We start from the raw sequence: 15156 nt of genomic DNA, 5'->3' as shown, positions 1-15156 counted from the left end.
ATGGCATTCGCTACTCTCAGAAGGTGCAAACATGTATGAAGATAGTTTATTTTGGAAGTGACTTATTCTCGAATTGTTTGTCACTTCTAATCAAAATTAGATTGAACATTGAGCTCGTTTTCATAAACGATGTTCAGGAAAATGCGAGCTTTATCAAACGAATTTGTCGTACACACAATATTGTTTATTCCACCGAACGCCCAAGTGTCGTGACTCTTAAAGAATATTTAAATGACGAGCAGACAGTCTTTGTTGTAGCAGATTACGGATACAAACTACCCATAAACGAAATAAAATATGCGATTAATATCCACCCATCTTTACTACCCAAAAGTAGAGGCCCAACCCCACTAACCTACATTATCGACAACCCTGAGAACGCGGGTGTTAGCATTCATAAACTTACTGAGAAACTTGATGCAGGTAGCATCCTAATCCAAGAGAAATTTGAGGTCGAAGACAATGAAACGATATCATCATTGATGGTCAAGTCTCAGTTACTCGCAGAAACTCTGTTAGAAGAATTACTCAATAACTTTAATGAGCTTTATAATAACGCCACACCTCAATTGGAAAAGCTAGCGTCATTCCAAAGTCTACCTCCAGTAAAAAGAAGGTTTGTAAATTGGGATCAAAACACCACTCAATTTAGTCATGCTCTTCGACAATACGGGCACTTTGGGATTCTTATTTCGTTAGATAACGCGTTATATATCGCAAATGATGTCGAAGTCACAACTTTCAGTCACGATTTCACGTGCGGTAGCGTAATCTTTGAGGATGCACTAATTAAAAGCATTGCTATAAATGATGGCTATGTTGTACTTTCTAAGCGTAGTTTAAGGCTATATGAATCAAGAGTACTAAACTAGTTGATTACGGCTTTAATATTTAAAGGCCCTACGCACTTTTTTGTGTTGTGTTGATCTGCGTCAAAGTAAGAATAACGGAATACCGCTACTATTTCCTTACTCACTGATGGAGTTTATTTGTGTCAGGCATTTATAAATGGTTTAAATTAGTACTAATAGCTGCGCTGCTTTCACAGCATGGCTTTGCTATGACGAACCCAATTATATGTGATGGTCACGACACATCAGAATCTCATATATCCTCAAATGATTCCTTATCAAACGTAGAACATACTAATTTAAATAATCACACACTTCATTCAGAAAAAGAACCAAGATGCACAGCACTGCGAAGGAAATGATCAATCGATATGCGCGTGCTGCATAGGTGCTTACTGTGCAACTTCTTTAACCCAATTTTTTGCTCCTGCGCAATCCGTTTTTTCGAAAAATAGCATTTTGGCTTTTTATAAACATACACAATAGCACTGATATTTGTGGCGTCACCGTCCGAGCGTGTGGGAAAATTTCAAACGATGCGAATGAAATAGTCCTAAGTGTGATTGGCCAAAATGAGTCAATGATGACGACTATTATAGCAGCTGAAACAACACGACAGATGTGCGTTTTCCATCTGGCTCCAGGTGTTTTTCACAGTGAGCAGGTTATCATTCTTTATCCAATAATTGAGGAACTGAAAAATGAGTTTCCCAATTTGGTAGTGAGGCTCTAGGCTTGGTTTTTTCCGAAGGTATTAATCAACTTATTCCGAACTGTTAGATCAATCGTTGATACACACAAGTAAAGCCTATACCAGCAACTGTATTAAGATTAATGATGAAATGTCCAGTTTTATGAAGAAGGTGTTGGAAAGTGCAAACATGACAAATGAGGGGAAGTGGCCGATACATCAGCTTCAGAAAGTGACCACCTGTTTAGAGTCCAGGACGAAGTTTGATTGATTATTTGTGGAATGATACAACAAATACGGTTAAGTTGTCATCTGAGCTAACCGTTAGTTTAGCTCCGTTCATGTGAAGCAATGAACGAGCGATAGTCAATCCTAAACCAACGCCTTGACCATGATTTTTTCGTGAAGGGTCTGCTCTAAAAAAGCGATCAAAAAGTCTCTGAAGATGGTCATCAGAGATTTTCGGGCCTGGATTTGAAACGGTAATTTTTGTATGTTCATCGTTGGTAGATACTGCTACCTTAACAATCGCGTTTTCGAAGGAATATCGAATTGCGTTTGACAATAGATTACTCATAGCTTGTCGAAACATGAACCTATCGCAATCAATTGTGGCATCGGCCCCTCGGATGCGAATTTGAATTTGTCTTTCTTCTGCCAGTAGTTCAAAATACTCAACTAATTCTTGAAGCTCTGCCCGGCAATTTAGTCGCTCTAACTGTGGCTTGACGAGTCCATGTTCCGTTTTGGCTAGAAGTAACATGTCACTGACCATCTTGGTCATACGTTCGTATTCTTCCAAATTAGAATATAAAATTTCAACATATTCACTTTCAGTGCGCGGTTGATTCAGAATAACCTGCGTTTGAGTTGTCAGATTTGTGACCGGTGTTCTCAATTCATGCGCAATGTCCGCAGAAAAATATGAAAGTTGCTCAAAGCCAGCTTCGAGTCGTTCAATCATAGCATTAAACGACCCCACTAATCCTGCGAGCTCGACCGGTACCTCTAAAGGATTTAGTCGGATATCGAGCTTGTCAGCAGTAATAGAACCTATTTTTCTACTCAGTTTTCGTAGCGGCGAGTGGCCTCGATACACAGCAAAACGTGCCACTATTATCGTGATCAAACCAGACACGAAAATAATGCCCCATAACGTCTTTTCAAAGTCTTCCATGTAATTCATGTGAAATTCCATGTTGGAGGCTACCACAACACGGTATGTAGACTTATTCTGACCAGTGCTGACGGTCACGAGAGCTTCAGTTGCTCGCAACATATGGGATCCATCAAAAAAAAGTGTCAACATATCAGGCGTTATGAGATCGTTGTCAAACAATTGACCGGGGTATTTGTGCAAGTCAACGCCTTTACTCGAAAATACGGATTCTCCATCTTCATTTTGCACAAGGTAATAGACTCCATGATGACCAGACACTGCTTCAACGAGGATACTCGAAGGTGCCACCTTTTCAGTGTATGCTTCGCTAAGCTTTCGTTTTACAGCATGGAATACCTCATTTAATTCATCAGCATCCTGTTCAGCAAAATGCGTTGCAATTGATTGTTGAACGATTAAGCTGATTATTGTAAGGCACACAAATACGGTAATGCCAACAAGTATAGTGACTCTAAACGCAAGAGAGTTTGGCCGTTTTAGTTTATTCGTTACTATCATCTACACTCATTTTATAGCCCATCCCCCTGACAGTTTGAATTAGCTTTACAGGAAAGTCATCATCAATTTTTGCACGCAATCTTCGGATAGCGACATCAATGACATTCGTGTCACTGTCAAAATTCATGTCCCATACCTGAGAGGCGATCAAAGAACGGGGCAATACTTCACCTTGACGTCTGACCATTAGTTCAAGCAATGTAAACTCTTTAGTCGTCAGATTGATTACTTTGCCACCGCGCTTCGCAACGCGAGAAGGGATATCAAGCTCCAAATCTGCAATGTGTAACGTGTTGTTAGGGACAGAAGTCCCTCTCCTGATCAAGGTGCGCACTCTTGCGAGGAGTTCCGCGAAAGCAAACGGTTTAACCAAATAATCGTCTGCGCCTAACTCAAGTCCTTTGACTCTGTCATTAACGTGATCGCGAGCGGTTAAAAAAAGAACGGGTGTAAATTTACCAGTCTCTCTCAATGAAGACAGGATTTTCCAACCTTCTATGTCGGGCAGCATTACATCGAGTACGATTAATTCATAATCACCAATCATCGATTTGTGGTGACCATCCAGGCCAGTCCTTACTAATTCTACAACAAAGCCGGATTCAATTAGCCCTTGTTTGATGTAATCGCCCGTTTTTACTTCGTCTTCGACTACAAGTATTTTCATGGTATGTGATTAACCTGCTGCATAGCTTTAATTCAATGGAGTAAGCCTGTTGAATACACCGCAATCGTAAAATGCTGTTAGTATACTAATAATAAAACGTATGCCAGCAACCAACAGAGTATTCAATATACTAATGAGCGCACCACATCGTAGCTCGAAGTCGCAAATATTCAACTAAAAATACACTTTCGCTATCAATATCGCTCATGATTACAAAATTGTAATGTCAAGGTAATCTGTCTGTCAGGGCCATTTGATATTCTCATTGCCGTAGCTAATCCGTGAAAACGCGTTTCATTAAAGGAGTCAGGTTTAAGTGAAACTTTCATTCGTCAAATACCTCGTTGTTATCGCTTTGTTGAGCGTGCAAGTAAGCGGGTCTTTCGCGAGTGTAGCTACGCCATGTGCAAGCGATATGGTGCATGAAATAGATAACAGAATCGGTCATCACATGGACCACTCATCACACGACGCATCAGAGAGTTGTTGCAATCAAAATTGCTGTTGTCCCATGGCAGTCTTTCAGCTCGGCATGTTGGCTGGGGAGAGTTTCGAAACACCAAAACTGTTGAACACCCCAGCCCTAAGCAAACAAACAAGGCTGCATAAAGTCTTTATCGCTATACATTTACGCCCCCCAAAATACTCTCTCGTGTAATTAGATTAGTCGATGTAAAGACTAACAGTTACTGCACGTGACGTTTCCATCGTAAAGCGTGCAAAATCCAATATATGTGAGAGTTGTTTATGAACAAAAATATACCGTTTGGGGCTTTGTTTTCTTTAGTCCTCTTTTTAACGGCGTGCAGTGATGTACTGCAGGCAAAGAATGATGCAAAGTCTGCAACACAGGCACCGAAATTCACATTACATGTCTACAAGAGTAGAACATGTAAATGTTGTCAAAAATGGGTGCGACATGTTGAAGAACATGGCTTTGAGACAGATGTGACAAATGTCACGCTAATGTCCGGAGTCAAAGATAAATATGGCGTCGAACCCCAGTATCGCTCCTGCCATACTGCTCTTTCTCAGGACGGGTTTGTATTTGAGGGGCACATACCCGCAAAATACATCCAACAATTTTTAGAAAACCCTCCTGAAGGGGTTTTAGGGTTGAGCGTTCCAGCCATGCCAATTGGATCGCCGGGCATGGAAGTTGACGAACGATTCCAACCTTACCTTGTATTGCAACTCAATGTAGATGGTTCAGTTACGACCTTTGCTGAAGTCAACACCTATGAGGAGCAATTCTAATGAACCGGTTTTGTCTTTTTGTTTCTATTTGGGGAGCGTTCTCGTTCTCGATGGTCTCTCCCGCTATCGCGAATGAAAAATTAACGCTCAAACGTGCAGTAGAAATAGCGGTAGAAAATGATCCATGGCTCGTTAGCAGTGCACATCGTGAACGTGCCACATTGTCCAGTAGTGTCGTCGCCTCGAGCCTACCAGACCCCGTTGTCAACATCGGTTTAGCAAATGTACCCACTGATGGTTTTGCGTTTGATCAAGAGCCCATGACTCAGCTAAAAGTAGGTGTGTCACAGATGTTTCCTCGTGGTGATTCGTTAGCCATAAGGTCTCGTCAATTGCGGGAGCAAGCAGCAGAGCATCCCCTGATGAGAGCCGACCGAGTGGCCAAAGCACGCGTTCAAGTATCAAACTTATGGTTAGAAATATATCGGGCGCAGCAAAGTGTAAAGCTAATTGATGAAGATAAAGCGTTATTTGAACAGCTCAGCGATATCGCAAAGGCAAATTATTCAACTGCCTTTGGACGCGTAAATCAGCAAGATATCGTTCGTGCAAAGTTGGAATTAACAAGGTTGGAAGACCGACTTACTAAACTACGAGCATTAGAAGAAAGAGCCACAGGGAAGCTTCTAGAGTGGCTAGTTAGAGATCAAAATTATCCAAGTCAATCGGGATTTGATGCCTTTTCTCGATTAACGTTGCCGCATGCCCTACCTGAGATCAAAAACATGGGGCAGAATATGAGAACAATACTTGAGCGCAGAGATCAACAATCGCTTGCAATGGTTCTCAATCAACACCCTTTGATCCTCTCGATAGAGCAAAGAATTCGCGCCAGCCAAACCGGTATTGACCTTGCCAAAGAAAAATACAAGCCACAATGGGGGGTTAACGCTAGTTACGCCTACAGAGACGACACGCCCGACGGTACAAGTCGAGCAGATTTTTTATCGATGGGTGTAAGTTTCGATGTACCTCTTTTTACAGAAAACCGCCAAGACCAAGAGGTTTCGGCTGCCGTAAGCCTATCTGAAGCCATTAAAACCGACAAGCGCTTAGTCCTCAGAGAAATGATGTCATACATCCAGTCTTTATATGCGGAAAATGAGCGATTAATGGAGCGACAAGCGCTGTACGAACTCGAATTGTTAGAGCAAATGCAAGAGCAAGCTGAGGCATCGCTCAATGCTTATACCAACGACGAAGGAGACTTTGCTGAGGTAGTGCGTGCTCGTATTGCGGATCTTAATGCCAGAATTGACGCACTGGATATCAGTGTGGATTTGGTCAAAACAAAAATTCAACTCAACTATTACTTTGATACCAACGCAGGTATTCCTTTGTCTCAAATCGGAGAACAACAATGAGCACAATTAAAGCACTCGTCATAGGCGGGGTAGCAGGCGGTATTATGACTGCGTTGGCATTCACGTTTCTGATACCATCTTCATCATCCACCGCGAATAATGAGCAAAACGAAGAGAAGCAACCGTTGTATTGGGTTGCGCCGATGGACCCAAATTACCGCAGAGACGAACCAGGAAAGTCTCCGATGGGCATGGATCTCATTCCTGTCTACGAAGAAAGTTCAAGTGGTGATGCGGGCTCAGGAACAATTACTATAGCGCCAAATGTGGAGAACAACCTTGGTGTTCGAACTGCGAAAGTGCAGCGCCGCGCGCTGCATGTCCCTATTAGAACTGTCGGGTACGTTCAATACAACGAAGAAACATTAATCCATGTGCATCCTCGCGTTGAAGGCTGGATAGAAACACTGCATGTAAAAGCATCAGGAGAATATGTTAAAAAAGGGGAACCACTTTACTCTCTATACTCGCCTGAGTTAGTGAATGCACAAGAAGAATTGCTGCTTGCTATGCGCAGAAACAACAAAGATCTGATCGTAGCTGCTCGTTCTCGCTTAAATGCATTGCAAGTGCCTGAAGACGTCGTGGAGACGTTAACAAAAACAAAAAATGTTCAGCAAACCGTTACCTTTTCCGCACCCCAAACCGGATTCGTAGATAATTTAAACATTCGAGAAGGTTTTTTTATAAAACCTGGCGTTACAGTCATGTCGATTGGTGCATTGGATGAGGTTTGGGTTGATGCAGAGGTATTTGAGCGACAAACCGCCCAAATAGTGGAAGGGCTGCCTGTTACTATGAAATTAGATTTCCTCCCCGGAAAGACGTGGCAAGGCGTTGTAGACTACGTCTACCCAACCCTTGAACAGAGTACCCGCACACTGCGTGTGCGTCTTCGCTTTGCTAATCAAGATTATACGTTAAAGCCGAACATGTTCGCTCAAGTGACTATCCACTCTGATATGGATTCGACCAACTTGATCGTGCCAACCGAAGCGGTTATTCGAACAGGCAATCAAAATCGCGTTGTATTGGCATTGGGAGATGGAAAATTTAAATCAGTTGCAATCAAAATTGGGCGAGTGGTTGACGAGTTTACAGAAGTACTTGAAGGACTGATCGATGGTGACAGCATTGTCACCTCCGCTCAATTTATGCTTGATTCAGAGAGCAGTATTAGCTCTGACTTTAAGCGAATGGAACCCCCTGAAGAAAGTCCAACATCGGTCTTCACAGAGGTGATGATCACAGACGTGATGCCTTCTCACAACATGATAACTGCAAAACATGGTCCAATTCCAGAATGGGATTGGCCGCCGATGACCATGGATTTTGTGGTAGCGGAGCATATCAATTTAGCAACGGTCAAAGGTGGTTCATCGGCACATATCGAGATCAGTAAGCAAACTGATGGTCAATATGTGGTGACAACCGTGCACATTATCGATTCAGCACAAAGTACACAGGCGACTATGTCTGAAAGCGTTTGGACTGAAGTCAAGATTAATTCTGTAATGGATGGGCATCGAATGATAAATGTCGATCATCCCGCTATAAAAGAGTGGGATTGGCCCGCGATGACGATGGATTTTAACGTGGCAGATAACATTACCTTGTCTGATTTGGCCTCTGGAACGCTTGCGCATATTGAAATTTCAAAATCCTCAAGTGGCGAATATCTTGTTTCTACCATTCATGTTGTTGAAGAGGCAAGTAGTGAAACAAGTACCGCTGTCGACGCTGTGTGGACTCAAGCAACGGTCAATGCAGTGATGAGTGCTAGCAACCAGTTAAGCCTTGAACATGACCCTATTGAGGCGTGGGATTGGCCTGCAATGACAATGGATTTTAACGTCGCTAATGAGGTTGATTTATCTGACATTACCGCTGGTATGCGACTGCACATCGAAATTACCAAAACCCAAGACGGTGCGTACGTTATTACCACAGTACATATACAAGCATCTGATAAAGGAACGATGGATAACAGCCAACATGAAGGAGCGCACGAATGATAGAAGCAGTCATACGTTGGTCGGTCTCAAACCGCTTCTTTGTTTTACTCGCAACCATCATCATAGTCGGTGGCGGTTTAGTTACAATGAAAAATACGCCAGTAGATGCGATCCCAGATTTATCCGATGTCCAAGTGATAATCAAAACGAGTTATCCTGGTCAAGCGCCACAAGTTGTAGAAGATCAGGTAACGTACCCGCTAACGACCGCCATGCTTTCCGTACCGGGTGCACAAACGGTTCGAGGTTATTCGTTTTTCGGTGACTCCTACGTTTATATCATTTTTGATGATGATACCGACTTATATTGGGCAAGAAGCAGGGTGCTTGAATATTTATCGCAAGTTGCCCCCAATCTACCTGAAAACGCCAGGCCGCAATTAGGTCCAGATGCCACAGGCGTTGGTTGGGTTTATCTGTATGCATTGGTCGACAGAACCGGCCAACACGATATTTCTCAATTACGCAGTTTGCAAGACTGGTTCTTGAAATTTGAGCTCCAAACTGTGCCTGGCGTGTCCGAAGTCTCGGCGCTAGGGGGTATGGTGAAACAGTATCAAGTGAAAGTAGATCCTGAAAAACTCCGCGCTTACGGTATACCGCTTTCTCATATTCAGATGGCAATAAAGCGAGGGAATCAAGAAGTTGGGGCCTCTGTAGTGGAGCTTGCAGAAGCTGAGTACATGGTTCGTGCTACGGGGTATATTTCTGATAAGAAGGATATCGAAACTATTCCTCTTGGCGTCAATGACAATGGCACACCGCTTTTAATAAGGGATATTGCCACTGTAGATATCGGTCCACAAATGCGCCGCGGTATAGCAGAGCTAAACGGCGAAGGGGAAACAGTCGGCGGTATTGTCGTGATGCGTTTTGGCGAGAATGCTCAAAAAACGATAGATGGCGTCAAAGCAAAACTAGAGGACTTAAAAAAAGGACTACCTGATGGCGTTGAGGTGGTCACTGTTTATGACCGTTCCGCATTAATTGAAAGGGCCGTTGATAACCTAGCTTCAAAACTATTAGAAGAGTTTATCGTAGTCGCTTTGGTATGTGTCGCCTTTCTTTTTCATGTTCGGTCGTCACTCGTCGCTATCATCAGTATTCCTGTTGGGATCATTACCGCGCTAATCGTTATGTATATGCAAGGTATCAATGCCAATATCATGTCGTTGGGCGGCATTGCTATTGCCATTGGCGCCATGAGTGATGGTGCGATCGTTATGATTGAAAATATGCACAAACACATGGAAAAGACGCCTCTTACCAAGGAAAATCGCTGGCAGGTTGTTATCGATTCTGCGGTCGAAGTTGGACCTGCGTTATTTTTCAGTTTGTTGATCATTACGGTTAGTTTTGTACCTGTTTTTACGCTTGAGGCCCAGGAAGGGAGGATGTTTTCCCCTCTTGCTTATACGAAAACATATGCAATGGCTGCATCAGCGGCACTTGCGATTACACTGGTCCCAGTCTTAATGGGGTATTTTGTACGTGGAAAGGTTTTGCCTGAACACAAAAACCCAGTCAACAAGTTTTTAACGTTTTTATACATACCGACGCTCAAGACAGTTTTGCGCTTTCCAAAGTCAACGATGGTCGCAGCATTGATTGTCTTGGCTATCGGGCTTTGGCCAATTGATAAAATTGGTAGTGAATTTATTCCCCCGCTTGACGAAGGCGATTTGATGTATATGCCAACCACCTATGCCGGCATATCAATCGGGAAGGCACGAGAGCTTCTTCAACAGACCAACAAATTAATAAAAACCGTGCCAGAAGTAGAAACGGTATTTGGCAAAGTAGGGCGGGCGGATACGGCGACGGACCCCGCGCCACTGACCATGATTGAGACATTCATTCAATTGAAACCCAAAGAACAATGGCGAGAAGGGATGACCACGCAGGACCTTATTAAAGAGTTTGATGCAGTGGTCAATTTACCGGGCTTAACCAACGCATGGGTGATGCCAATAAAAACCCGAATTGACATGCTTGCCACAGGAATTAAAACCCCTGTTGGGATTAAAATTGGTGGTCCCGATCTAATGGAAATTCAAAAAATCGGCCAACAAATTGAGTCAATATTAACTGACGTCGATGGCACGGCTTCAGTGTATTCTGAACGCGTCGCTGGCGGTCGCTACTTGAAAGTCGACATTGATCGCGAAAAAGCCGCCCGATATGGGCTCAATATCGCTGATGTTCAGCAAATTGTCTCTAGTGCAATTGGCGGTGTTAACGTAACACAGAGTGTAGAAGGGCTGGAGCGCTATCCAGTAAATATTCGTTATCCGCAGTCATACCGAAGCTCTCCAGAGTCGCTTTCTTTGTTACCTGTAGTGACACCACAAGGAAAACGTATAGCCTTAGCTGATGTTGCTGACGTCTACATCGAAGACGGACCACCGGGTATCAAGAGTGAAAACGCGCGGCTCAATGGATGGGTGTATGTTGATATCGATGGTGTAGACATAGGCACGTATGTGGCTACCGCGCAGCAAGTTGTTGCTGAACAACTCGTTTTACCCGCCGGCTATTCAATTAATTGGTCTGGCCAATACGAGTATATGTTAAGGGCAAAGGAGAAGCTCACTTACGTTGTGCCTTTGACGCTCGCTATAATCGTTATTCTATTGTACCTCAACTTCCGAAACTTCATTGAAGTGGCGATTATTATGGGGACGTTGCCATTGTCGATGGTTGGCAGCATATGGCTTATGTACATCGAAGGCTTTAATTTCTCCGTGGCCGTAGGCGTAGGTTTCATTGCCTTGGCCGGTGTCGCTGTAGAAATAGGAGTCATTATGCTTGTATATCTCAATCATGAATATCAGGCACTGATGGATAGATGCAAAGAAGGGGGTACCTTACCGAGCGCCGAGATGTTGACCGAGGCAGTACTGCACGGTGCAGGATTGCGTGTTCGTCCCGTCATGATGACAACGGCCACTATCATCTTTGGATTGCTGCCGGTTTTATATGGCTCTGGTACGGGGTCCGAAGTCATGAGTCGGATTGCCGCGCCGATGGTGGGAGGAATGGTTAGTGCGATTATTCTGACACTACTCATACTGCCTGCCATTTATTTAATATGGCGCAAACAACAGCTTAAATACTTGGCTGTCGTTGCGTAATGAAAGGACCTGTTCGCCGTTCACATCGTTGGCTTATGCTGCTAGTCGGCGGGCAGGTGTTGTTTTGGTCGTTAAGCGGCCTTTACATGGTCTGGTTTGATATCTACTACATTCAGGGTGAACATTTTTTTACCTGGGCCCAGCGCGATGATGAAAGACGTCACAGGCTTGCTGATCGACAATACCATTGACCCAAATGCCATCAATATTGAAGCATTTGTGTCATCTATAACCCATCAAGTCTAAGGAGACTTCAAATGAAACTAATCTTTTCAATGCTCATGGTAGCCTTAAGTTTTTCTACTTTTGCTCACACAACACTTAAGACATCTACACCTAAGGATAATGCGATGTTGATGTCATCTCCACCTGAACTATCATTGGTTTTTACCAAGCCTGTAAGGTTGGCTAGAGTAACGTTGCAATCAAAAAGTGGGGAAACCATTCCGTTTGAGTTTAAGCCAAGTACGGAACTCGCTAGTGCCTTTAGTTACGAATTACCCGGATTACCAGTAGATACATACACTGTCAATTGGATGTTGCTAGGTCAGGACGGTCACAAAATGGAAGGGGCTTTTAGTTTTATGGTGCATGCTTCAATGATGAAACATAACGATAAAAAGCACGACAGCACGCACGGCAACCATTAGAGGACGCTATGGACATTTGGCAGTTGGGGTTGTTGATTTCAAAGTTTGGTGTTTATCTCGGCGTATCAGCGCTGCTTGGTGGTGGTTGGATTTTGTGCATTACCAATACTGATACTGACACCAAATTTACTCTACCCGCAAGCTTACAAACAACGGTAACAAGGCACATGCGTTTGTTTGCGGTCATTGGCATCATTTTTAGTGCTTTTGACTTTTTGTTTCAGGTTGGGCAGCTCGCTCAATCTGGATACGCTGGTATGTTTGACCCCGTTATGCGAGAGATGGTCGCGCATTCAACGCTCGGAGATGTTGCAAAAAGTCGACTAGTGCTGTTCGCAAGTGCGCTACTATATTTAACCTATTTAGGTCATTCAATTAGAAAAAATGCTTTTATTTCAAATCACTCTCTTGGAATTTTCATTGTTATTGCGTTGGCAGGATTTGGGTATACATTTACATTAACTGGGCATACTCAACAGTTACAACCTAGTTTCAAGTTTATCCTGGCTGCTCATGCCGTTATTGCGCTCGCGTGGGTGGGTTCACTCTGGCCTCTTTCAAGGACGTGCGTAGCGCTTTCTAACCCCAATTTGCACCTCGTCATGACAAAATTTGGGAAATCGGCTGTATACCCCATTGGGGGGTTAATTATTGCTGGTTTACTACTGGCTTGGCAACTTGTGCGTTCTGTTAGCAATTTGCTTGACACAAACTACGGCTTTGTATTGCTTGTTAAGCTGTTGTTTGTTGGTGCCATCTTTCTGATCGCGTTGTTACACAAACTGCGATTGGCTCCTCAGCTTTTAACCGGCATAACCAGTCCTCGAACGCTTCAAAAATCAATCCAAATCGAACTTTGTATAGGGATATCTATTTTAATGGTGACGGTGGTGTTAAGTACCGCCGTAGGCCCCAATTATTGAAGAAACACAAAATGAAAAAAATCTACTTGTTGTCAATCATACTCTTTCCTTTGCTATTAACTAACAGTGTTAATGCTCATGATAAATCGCATAACGACACCAGCAATAGTCCTATGTTCTCAGGGCTAGACTCCGACGCAGGAATAATAGCAAAACAATTCCACAAAGCACTCTCCGACGCTAATGCAGAGACAGTCATGAGCTTACTTGCCGATAATGTCCTTATTTTGGAAGGTGGCAGAATTGAGCGCAGTGCCGACGAATATCGTGCACATCATTTGCAAGCAGACATGCAATTTTCATCTGCCGTAACCACGAAGACGATTGAGCATCATGTTCGTGTGCATGGTAATACAGCTGTCTCCATTTCAAGAAGTCACACTTCTGGAAACTATAAAGGTCGAGATATTGATAGGACAGGCAATGAAACGCTCTTTTTAACGCTGATCAATGGACAGTGGAAAATCAGTCATATTCATTGGTCTCACTAACTCCCCACCAAACTAAAATAAAAAGGTCACAATAATGAAACTTTTCTATGCAAGCTGCGTTGTTATTTTTTTGGCCACATCACCATACATTTATGCGTCTGAGCAAACGAACGACGAAACAGAGATACTAGAAATGATCCAAGATATTGAAAAGGGGTGGGAGTCTGGTAACGGTATGCCGTTCTATCAACACTATCTTGGCCAGGTAGGTGCGCGTTACATTGAGTCAGGCAGTCAGAATAAAGGTTTAGAGGATTTGGTCAAAAATCATGTAGAGCCGGAAAAAGAGGTATTGAAACGATTGACCATTGATATTCTAGATATCGAAACAAACGTTGAAGGAGACTTCGCTTGGGCAATTACGACAGTAAATGTTTCAGGAGAAGTGCGCAAAACCGGCGCAGTTTTTGATAAAAAAGGATTTCAAACCTATTTGTTTCGCCGAACTGATGAAGGATGGAAGGTCATTCATTCGCATTCATCCACCCGTGATAACAAGCCACATAAGCACCATTAACAACGTTGAATTCCGTGCAAAATCGCAATATCACATTGGATGCAATACGAACGTTAGCCATTGTATTGATGGTTGTATTCCATTTTGCTTACGATCTTCGTTTTTTTGGTTGGGTTGATTGGAATGTCCCCAATGGAAAAGGGTGGAGGGAGTTTCGGTATGTAATATTGACGCTCTTCTTTGTGAGTGTAGGCGCGTCGCTCGTGCTCGGGAATTTTCGAAAATTTAATCTAAAAATGTTTTTACTGCGGCTGTTTTCCATAGCGTTCTGGGCCGCGGTAATATCGCTTTTTACGTATTATTTTTTTAATGCAAACTGGATATTCTTTGGCGTATTGCATTTTATTGTAGTAGCAAGTGTTTTGTGTGTTCCGTTGATTCGAAAACCCATATTGTCGCTGTTGTTGGGTTTTGTTGCGGTCACGTTGTTTAACAGTGGCCTCGTATCCAGTAAATGGCCATTTAATCTGATCAGTTTGTCACTACCTCATTCTCCAAACGATTACGTTGCGATTTTTCCATGGATAGGTGTGGTATTGTTTGGTATTGCGATAGGGCACGTTTTGAAAAGCGGATTTGATCCTGTTGCAAAATGGAATATTCCGAATAAGTTGACTCTTCTCGGACGGCATAGTTTAGTGGTTTACATATTGCATCAACCTATCTTTTTTGCGCTGTTTGGTACTATCTATTGGTTGAGCTCATCGGTGTAACTATACACCTTCTTTTACTTTGCCATTAATCACCTTCAGTAACTAATATCCGCTATGCTGCTGCAGACATAAGATTACGATGAGATGTGCACATTTTTTTTTGGGGGGGGGGGAGAGTCAAGGCAGCAGAGCAATGCTTAATACACGCATATGCGCTTGCGCGCAAATGCATGTGTCGATATAATCTTGTTATCAACGCTAATGT

General features: G+C 43.1%; 12 protein-coding genes. 10 read left to right on the top strand and 2 right to left on the bottom strand.

The features are described 5' to 3' along the window. Positions 1-35 precede the first annotated feature (35 nt). Entirely contained in the window at positions 36-872 is an 837-nt protein-coding gene (locus tag ACTRWF_RS18005; protein ID WP_012516828.1) for a formyltransferase family protein, read from the top strand. A 941-nt stretch (positions 873-1813) separates the two neighbouring features. On the opposite strand, the gene ACTRWF_RS18000 is transcribed toward ACTRWF_RS18005, so the two are convergent. After that, entirely contained in the window at positions 1814-3220 is a 1407-nt protein-coding gene (locus tag ACTRWF_RS18000) for a heavy metal sensor histidine kinase (protein WP_156079160.1), read from the bottom strand. Continuing rightward, positions 3204-3887 carry a heavy metal response regulator transcription factor gene (locus tag ACTRWF_RS17995; RefSeq protein WP_020742690.1) on the bottom strand — a complete coding sequence of 228 codons (684 nt, stop codon included), beginning with the start codon at positions 3885-3887 and terminating at the stop codon, positions 3204-3206. Before ACTRWF_RS17995 ends, ACTRWF_RS18000 begins: the two co-directional genes overlap by 17 nt. 747 nt (positions 3888-4634) lie before the next feature. On the opposite strand from ACTRWF_RS17995, the gene ACTRWF_RS17990 reads away from it, so the two are divergent. The 9 genes from ACTRWF_RS17990 (at position 4635) to ACTRWF_RS17950 (ending at position 14951) form a co-directional block, all read left to right on the top strand. Next, the gene (locus tag ACTRWF_RS17990; protein WP_012516831.1) at positions 4635-5144 is read left to right on the top strand and encodes a DUF411 domain-containing protein; all 510 of its coding nucleotides are present in this window, start codon (positions 4635-4637) and stop codon (positions 5142-5144) included. Then, on the top strand, positions 5144-6508 hold the full coding sequence (locus tag ACTRWF_RS17985) for a TolC family protein (protein WP_014996986.1): 1365 nt from the start codon (positions 5144-5146) through the stop codon (positions 6506-6508). Before ACTRWF_RS17990 ends, ACTRWF_RS17985 begins: the two co-directional genes overlap by 1 nt. Next, complete coding sequence (locus ACTRWF_RS17980) at positions 6505-8523, top strand: efflux RND transporter periplasmic adaptor subunit (protein WP_156079161.1); 2019 nt, start codon at positions 6505-6507, stop codon at positions 8521-8523. Before ACTRWF_RS17985 ends, ACTRWF_RS17980 begins: the two co-directional genes overlap by 4 nt. Then, a complete protein-coding gene (locus ACTRWF_RS17975; RefSeq protein WP_239241041.1) occupies positions 8520-11657 on the top strand; it encodes an efflux RND transporter permease subunit in 3138 nt (1045 codons plus the stop codon). Before ACTRWF_RS17980 ends, ACTRWF_RS17975 begins: the two co-directional genes overlap by 4 nt. Positions 11658-11914: 257 nt before the next feature. Further along, positions 11915-12307: a copper resistance CopC family protein gene (locus tag ACTRWF_RS17970; protein WP_012516837.1), complete on the top strand. Its 393-nt coding sequence runs from the start codon at positions 11915-11917 to the stop codon at positions 12305-12307. A gap of 167 nt (positions 12308-12474) precedes the next feature. After that, positions 12475-13230: a CopD family protein gene (locus ACTRWF_RS17965; protein WP_462835964.1), complete on the top strand. Its 756-nt coding sequence runs from the start codon at positions 12475-12477 to the stop codon at positions 13228-13230. An 11-nt stretch (positions 13231-13241) separates the two neighbouring features. Then, positions 13242-13721 carry a YybH family protein gene (locus ACTRWF_RS17960; RefSeq protein WP_020742693.1) on the top strand — a complete coding sequence of 160 codons (480 nt, stop codon included), beginning with the start codon at positions 13242-13244 and terminating at the stop codon, positions 13719-13721. 34 nt (positions 13722-13755) lie between these two features. Further along, a complete protein-coding gene (locus ACTRWF_RS17955) occupies positions 13756-14238 on the top strand; it encodes a YybH family protein (protein ID WP_015066008.1) in 483 nt (160 codons plus the stop codon). Positions 14239-14252: 14 nt separating this feature from the next. After that, positions 14253-14951, top strand: a complete 699-nt coding sequence (locus tag ACTRWF_RS17950) for a heparan-alpha-glucosaminide N-acetyltransferase (protein ID WP_020744863.1) — start codon at positions 14253-14255, stop codon at positions 14949-14951. Positions 14952-15156: the final 205 nt, after the last annotated feature.

Source organism: Alteromonas sp. G5_S2_22_S1 (assembly GCF_054968525.1).
The sequence above is the reverse complement of the archived record's forward strand: the minus strand, read 5'-3'. Positions and strand labels throughout refer to the sequence as shown.

What these genes read in the sequence shown, in the direction of transcription:
- ACTRWF_RS18005 (WP_012516828.1), top strand. Translation starts at nt 36, where the DNA reads ATGAAGATAGTTTATTTTGGAAGTGACTTATTCTCGAATTGTTTGTCA.
- ACTRWF_RS18000 (WP_156079160.1), bottom strand. Translation starts at nt 3,220, where the DNA reads ATGATAGTAACGAATAAACTAAAACGGCCAAACTCTCTTGCGTTTAGA.
- ACTRWF_RS17995 (WP_020742690.1), bottom strand. Translation starts at nt 3,887, where the DNA reads ATGAAAATACTTGTAGTCGAAGACGAAGTAAAAACGGGCGATTACATC.
- ACTRWF_RS17990 (WP_012516831.1), top strand. Translation starts at nt 4,635, where the DNA reads ATGAACAAAAATATACCGTTTGGGGCTTTGTTTTCTTTAGTCCTCTTT.
- ACTRWF_RS17985 (WP_014996986.1), top strand. Translation starts at nt 5,144, where the DNA reads ATGAACCGGTTTTGTCTTTTTGTTTCTATTTGGGGAGCGTTCTCGTTC.
- ACTRWF_RS17980 (WP_156079161.1), top strand. Translation starts at nt 6,505, where the DNA reads ATGAGCACAATTAAAGCACTCGTCATAGGCGGGGTAGCAGGCGGTATT.
- ACTRWF_RS17975 (WP_239241041.1), top strand. Translation starts at nt 8,520, where the DNA reads ATGATAGAAGCAGTCATACGTTGGTCGGTCTCAAACCGCTTCTTTGTT.
- ACTRWF_RS17970 (WP_012516837.1), top strand. Translation starts at nt 11,915, where the DNA reads ATGAAACTAATCTTTTCAATGCTCATGGTAGCCTTAAGTTTTTCTACT.
- ACTRWF_RS17965 (WP_462835964.1), top strand. Translation starts at nt 12,475, where the DNA reads ATGCGTTTGTTTGCGGTCATTGGCATCATTTTTAGTGCTTTTGACTTT.
- ACTRWF_RS17960 (WP_020742693.1), top strand. Translation starts at nt 13,242, where the DNA reads ATGAAAAAAATCTACTTGTTGTCAATCATACTCTTTCCTTTGCTATTA.
- ACTRWF_RS17955 (WP_015066008.1), top strand. Translation starts at nt 13,756, where the DNA reads ATGAAACTTTTCTATGCAAGCTGCGTTGTTATTTTTTTGGCCACATCA.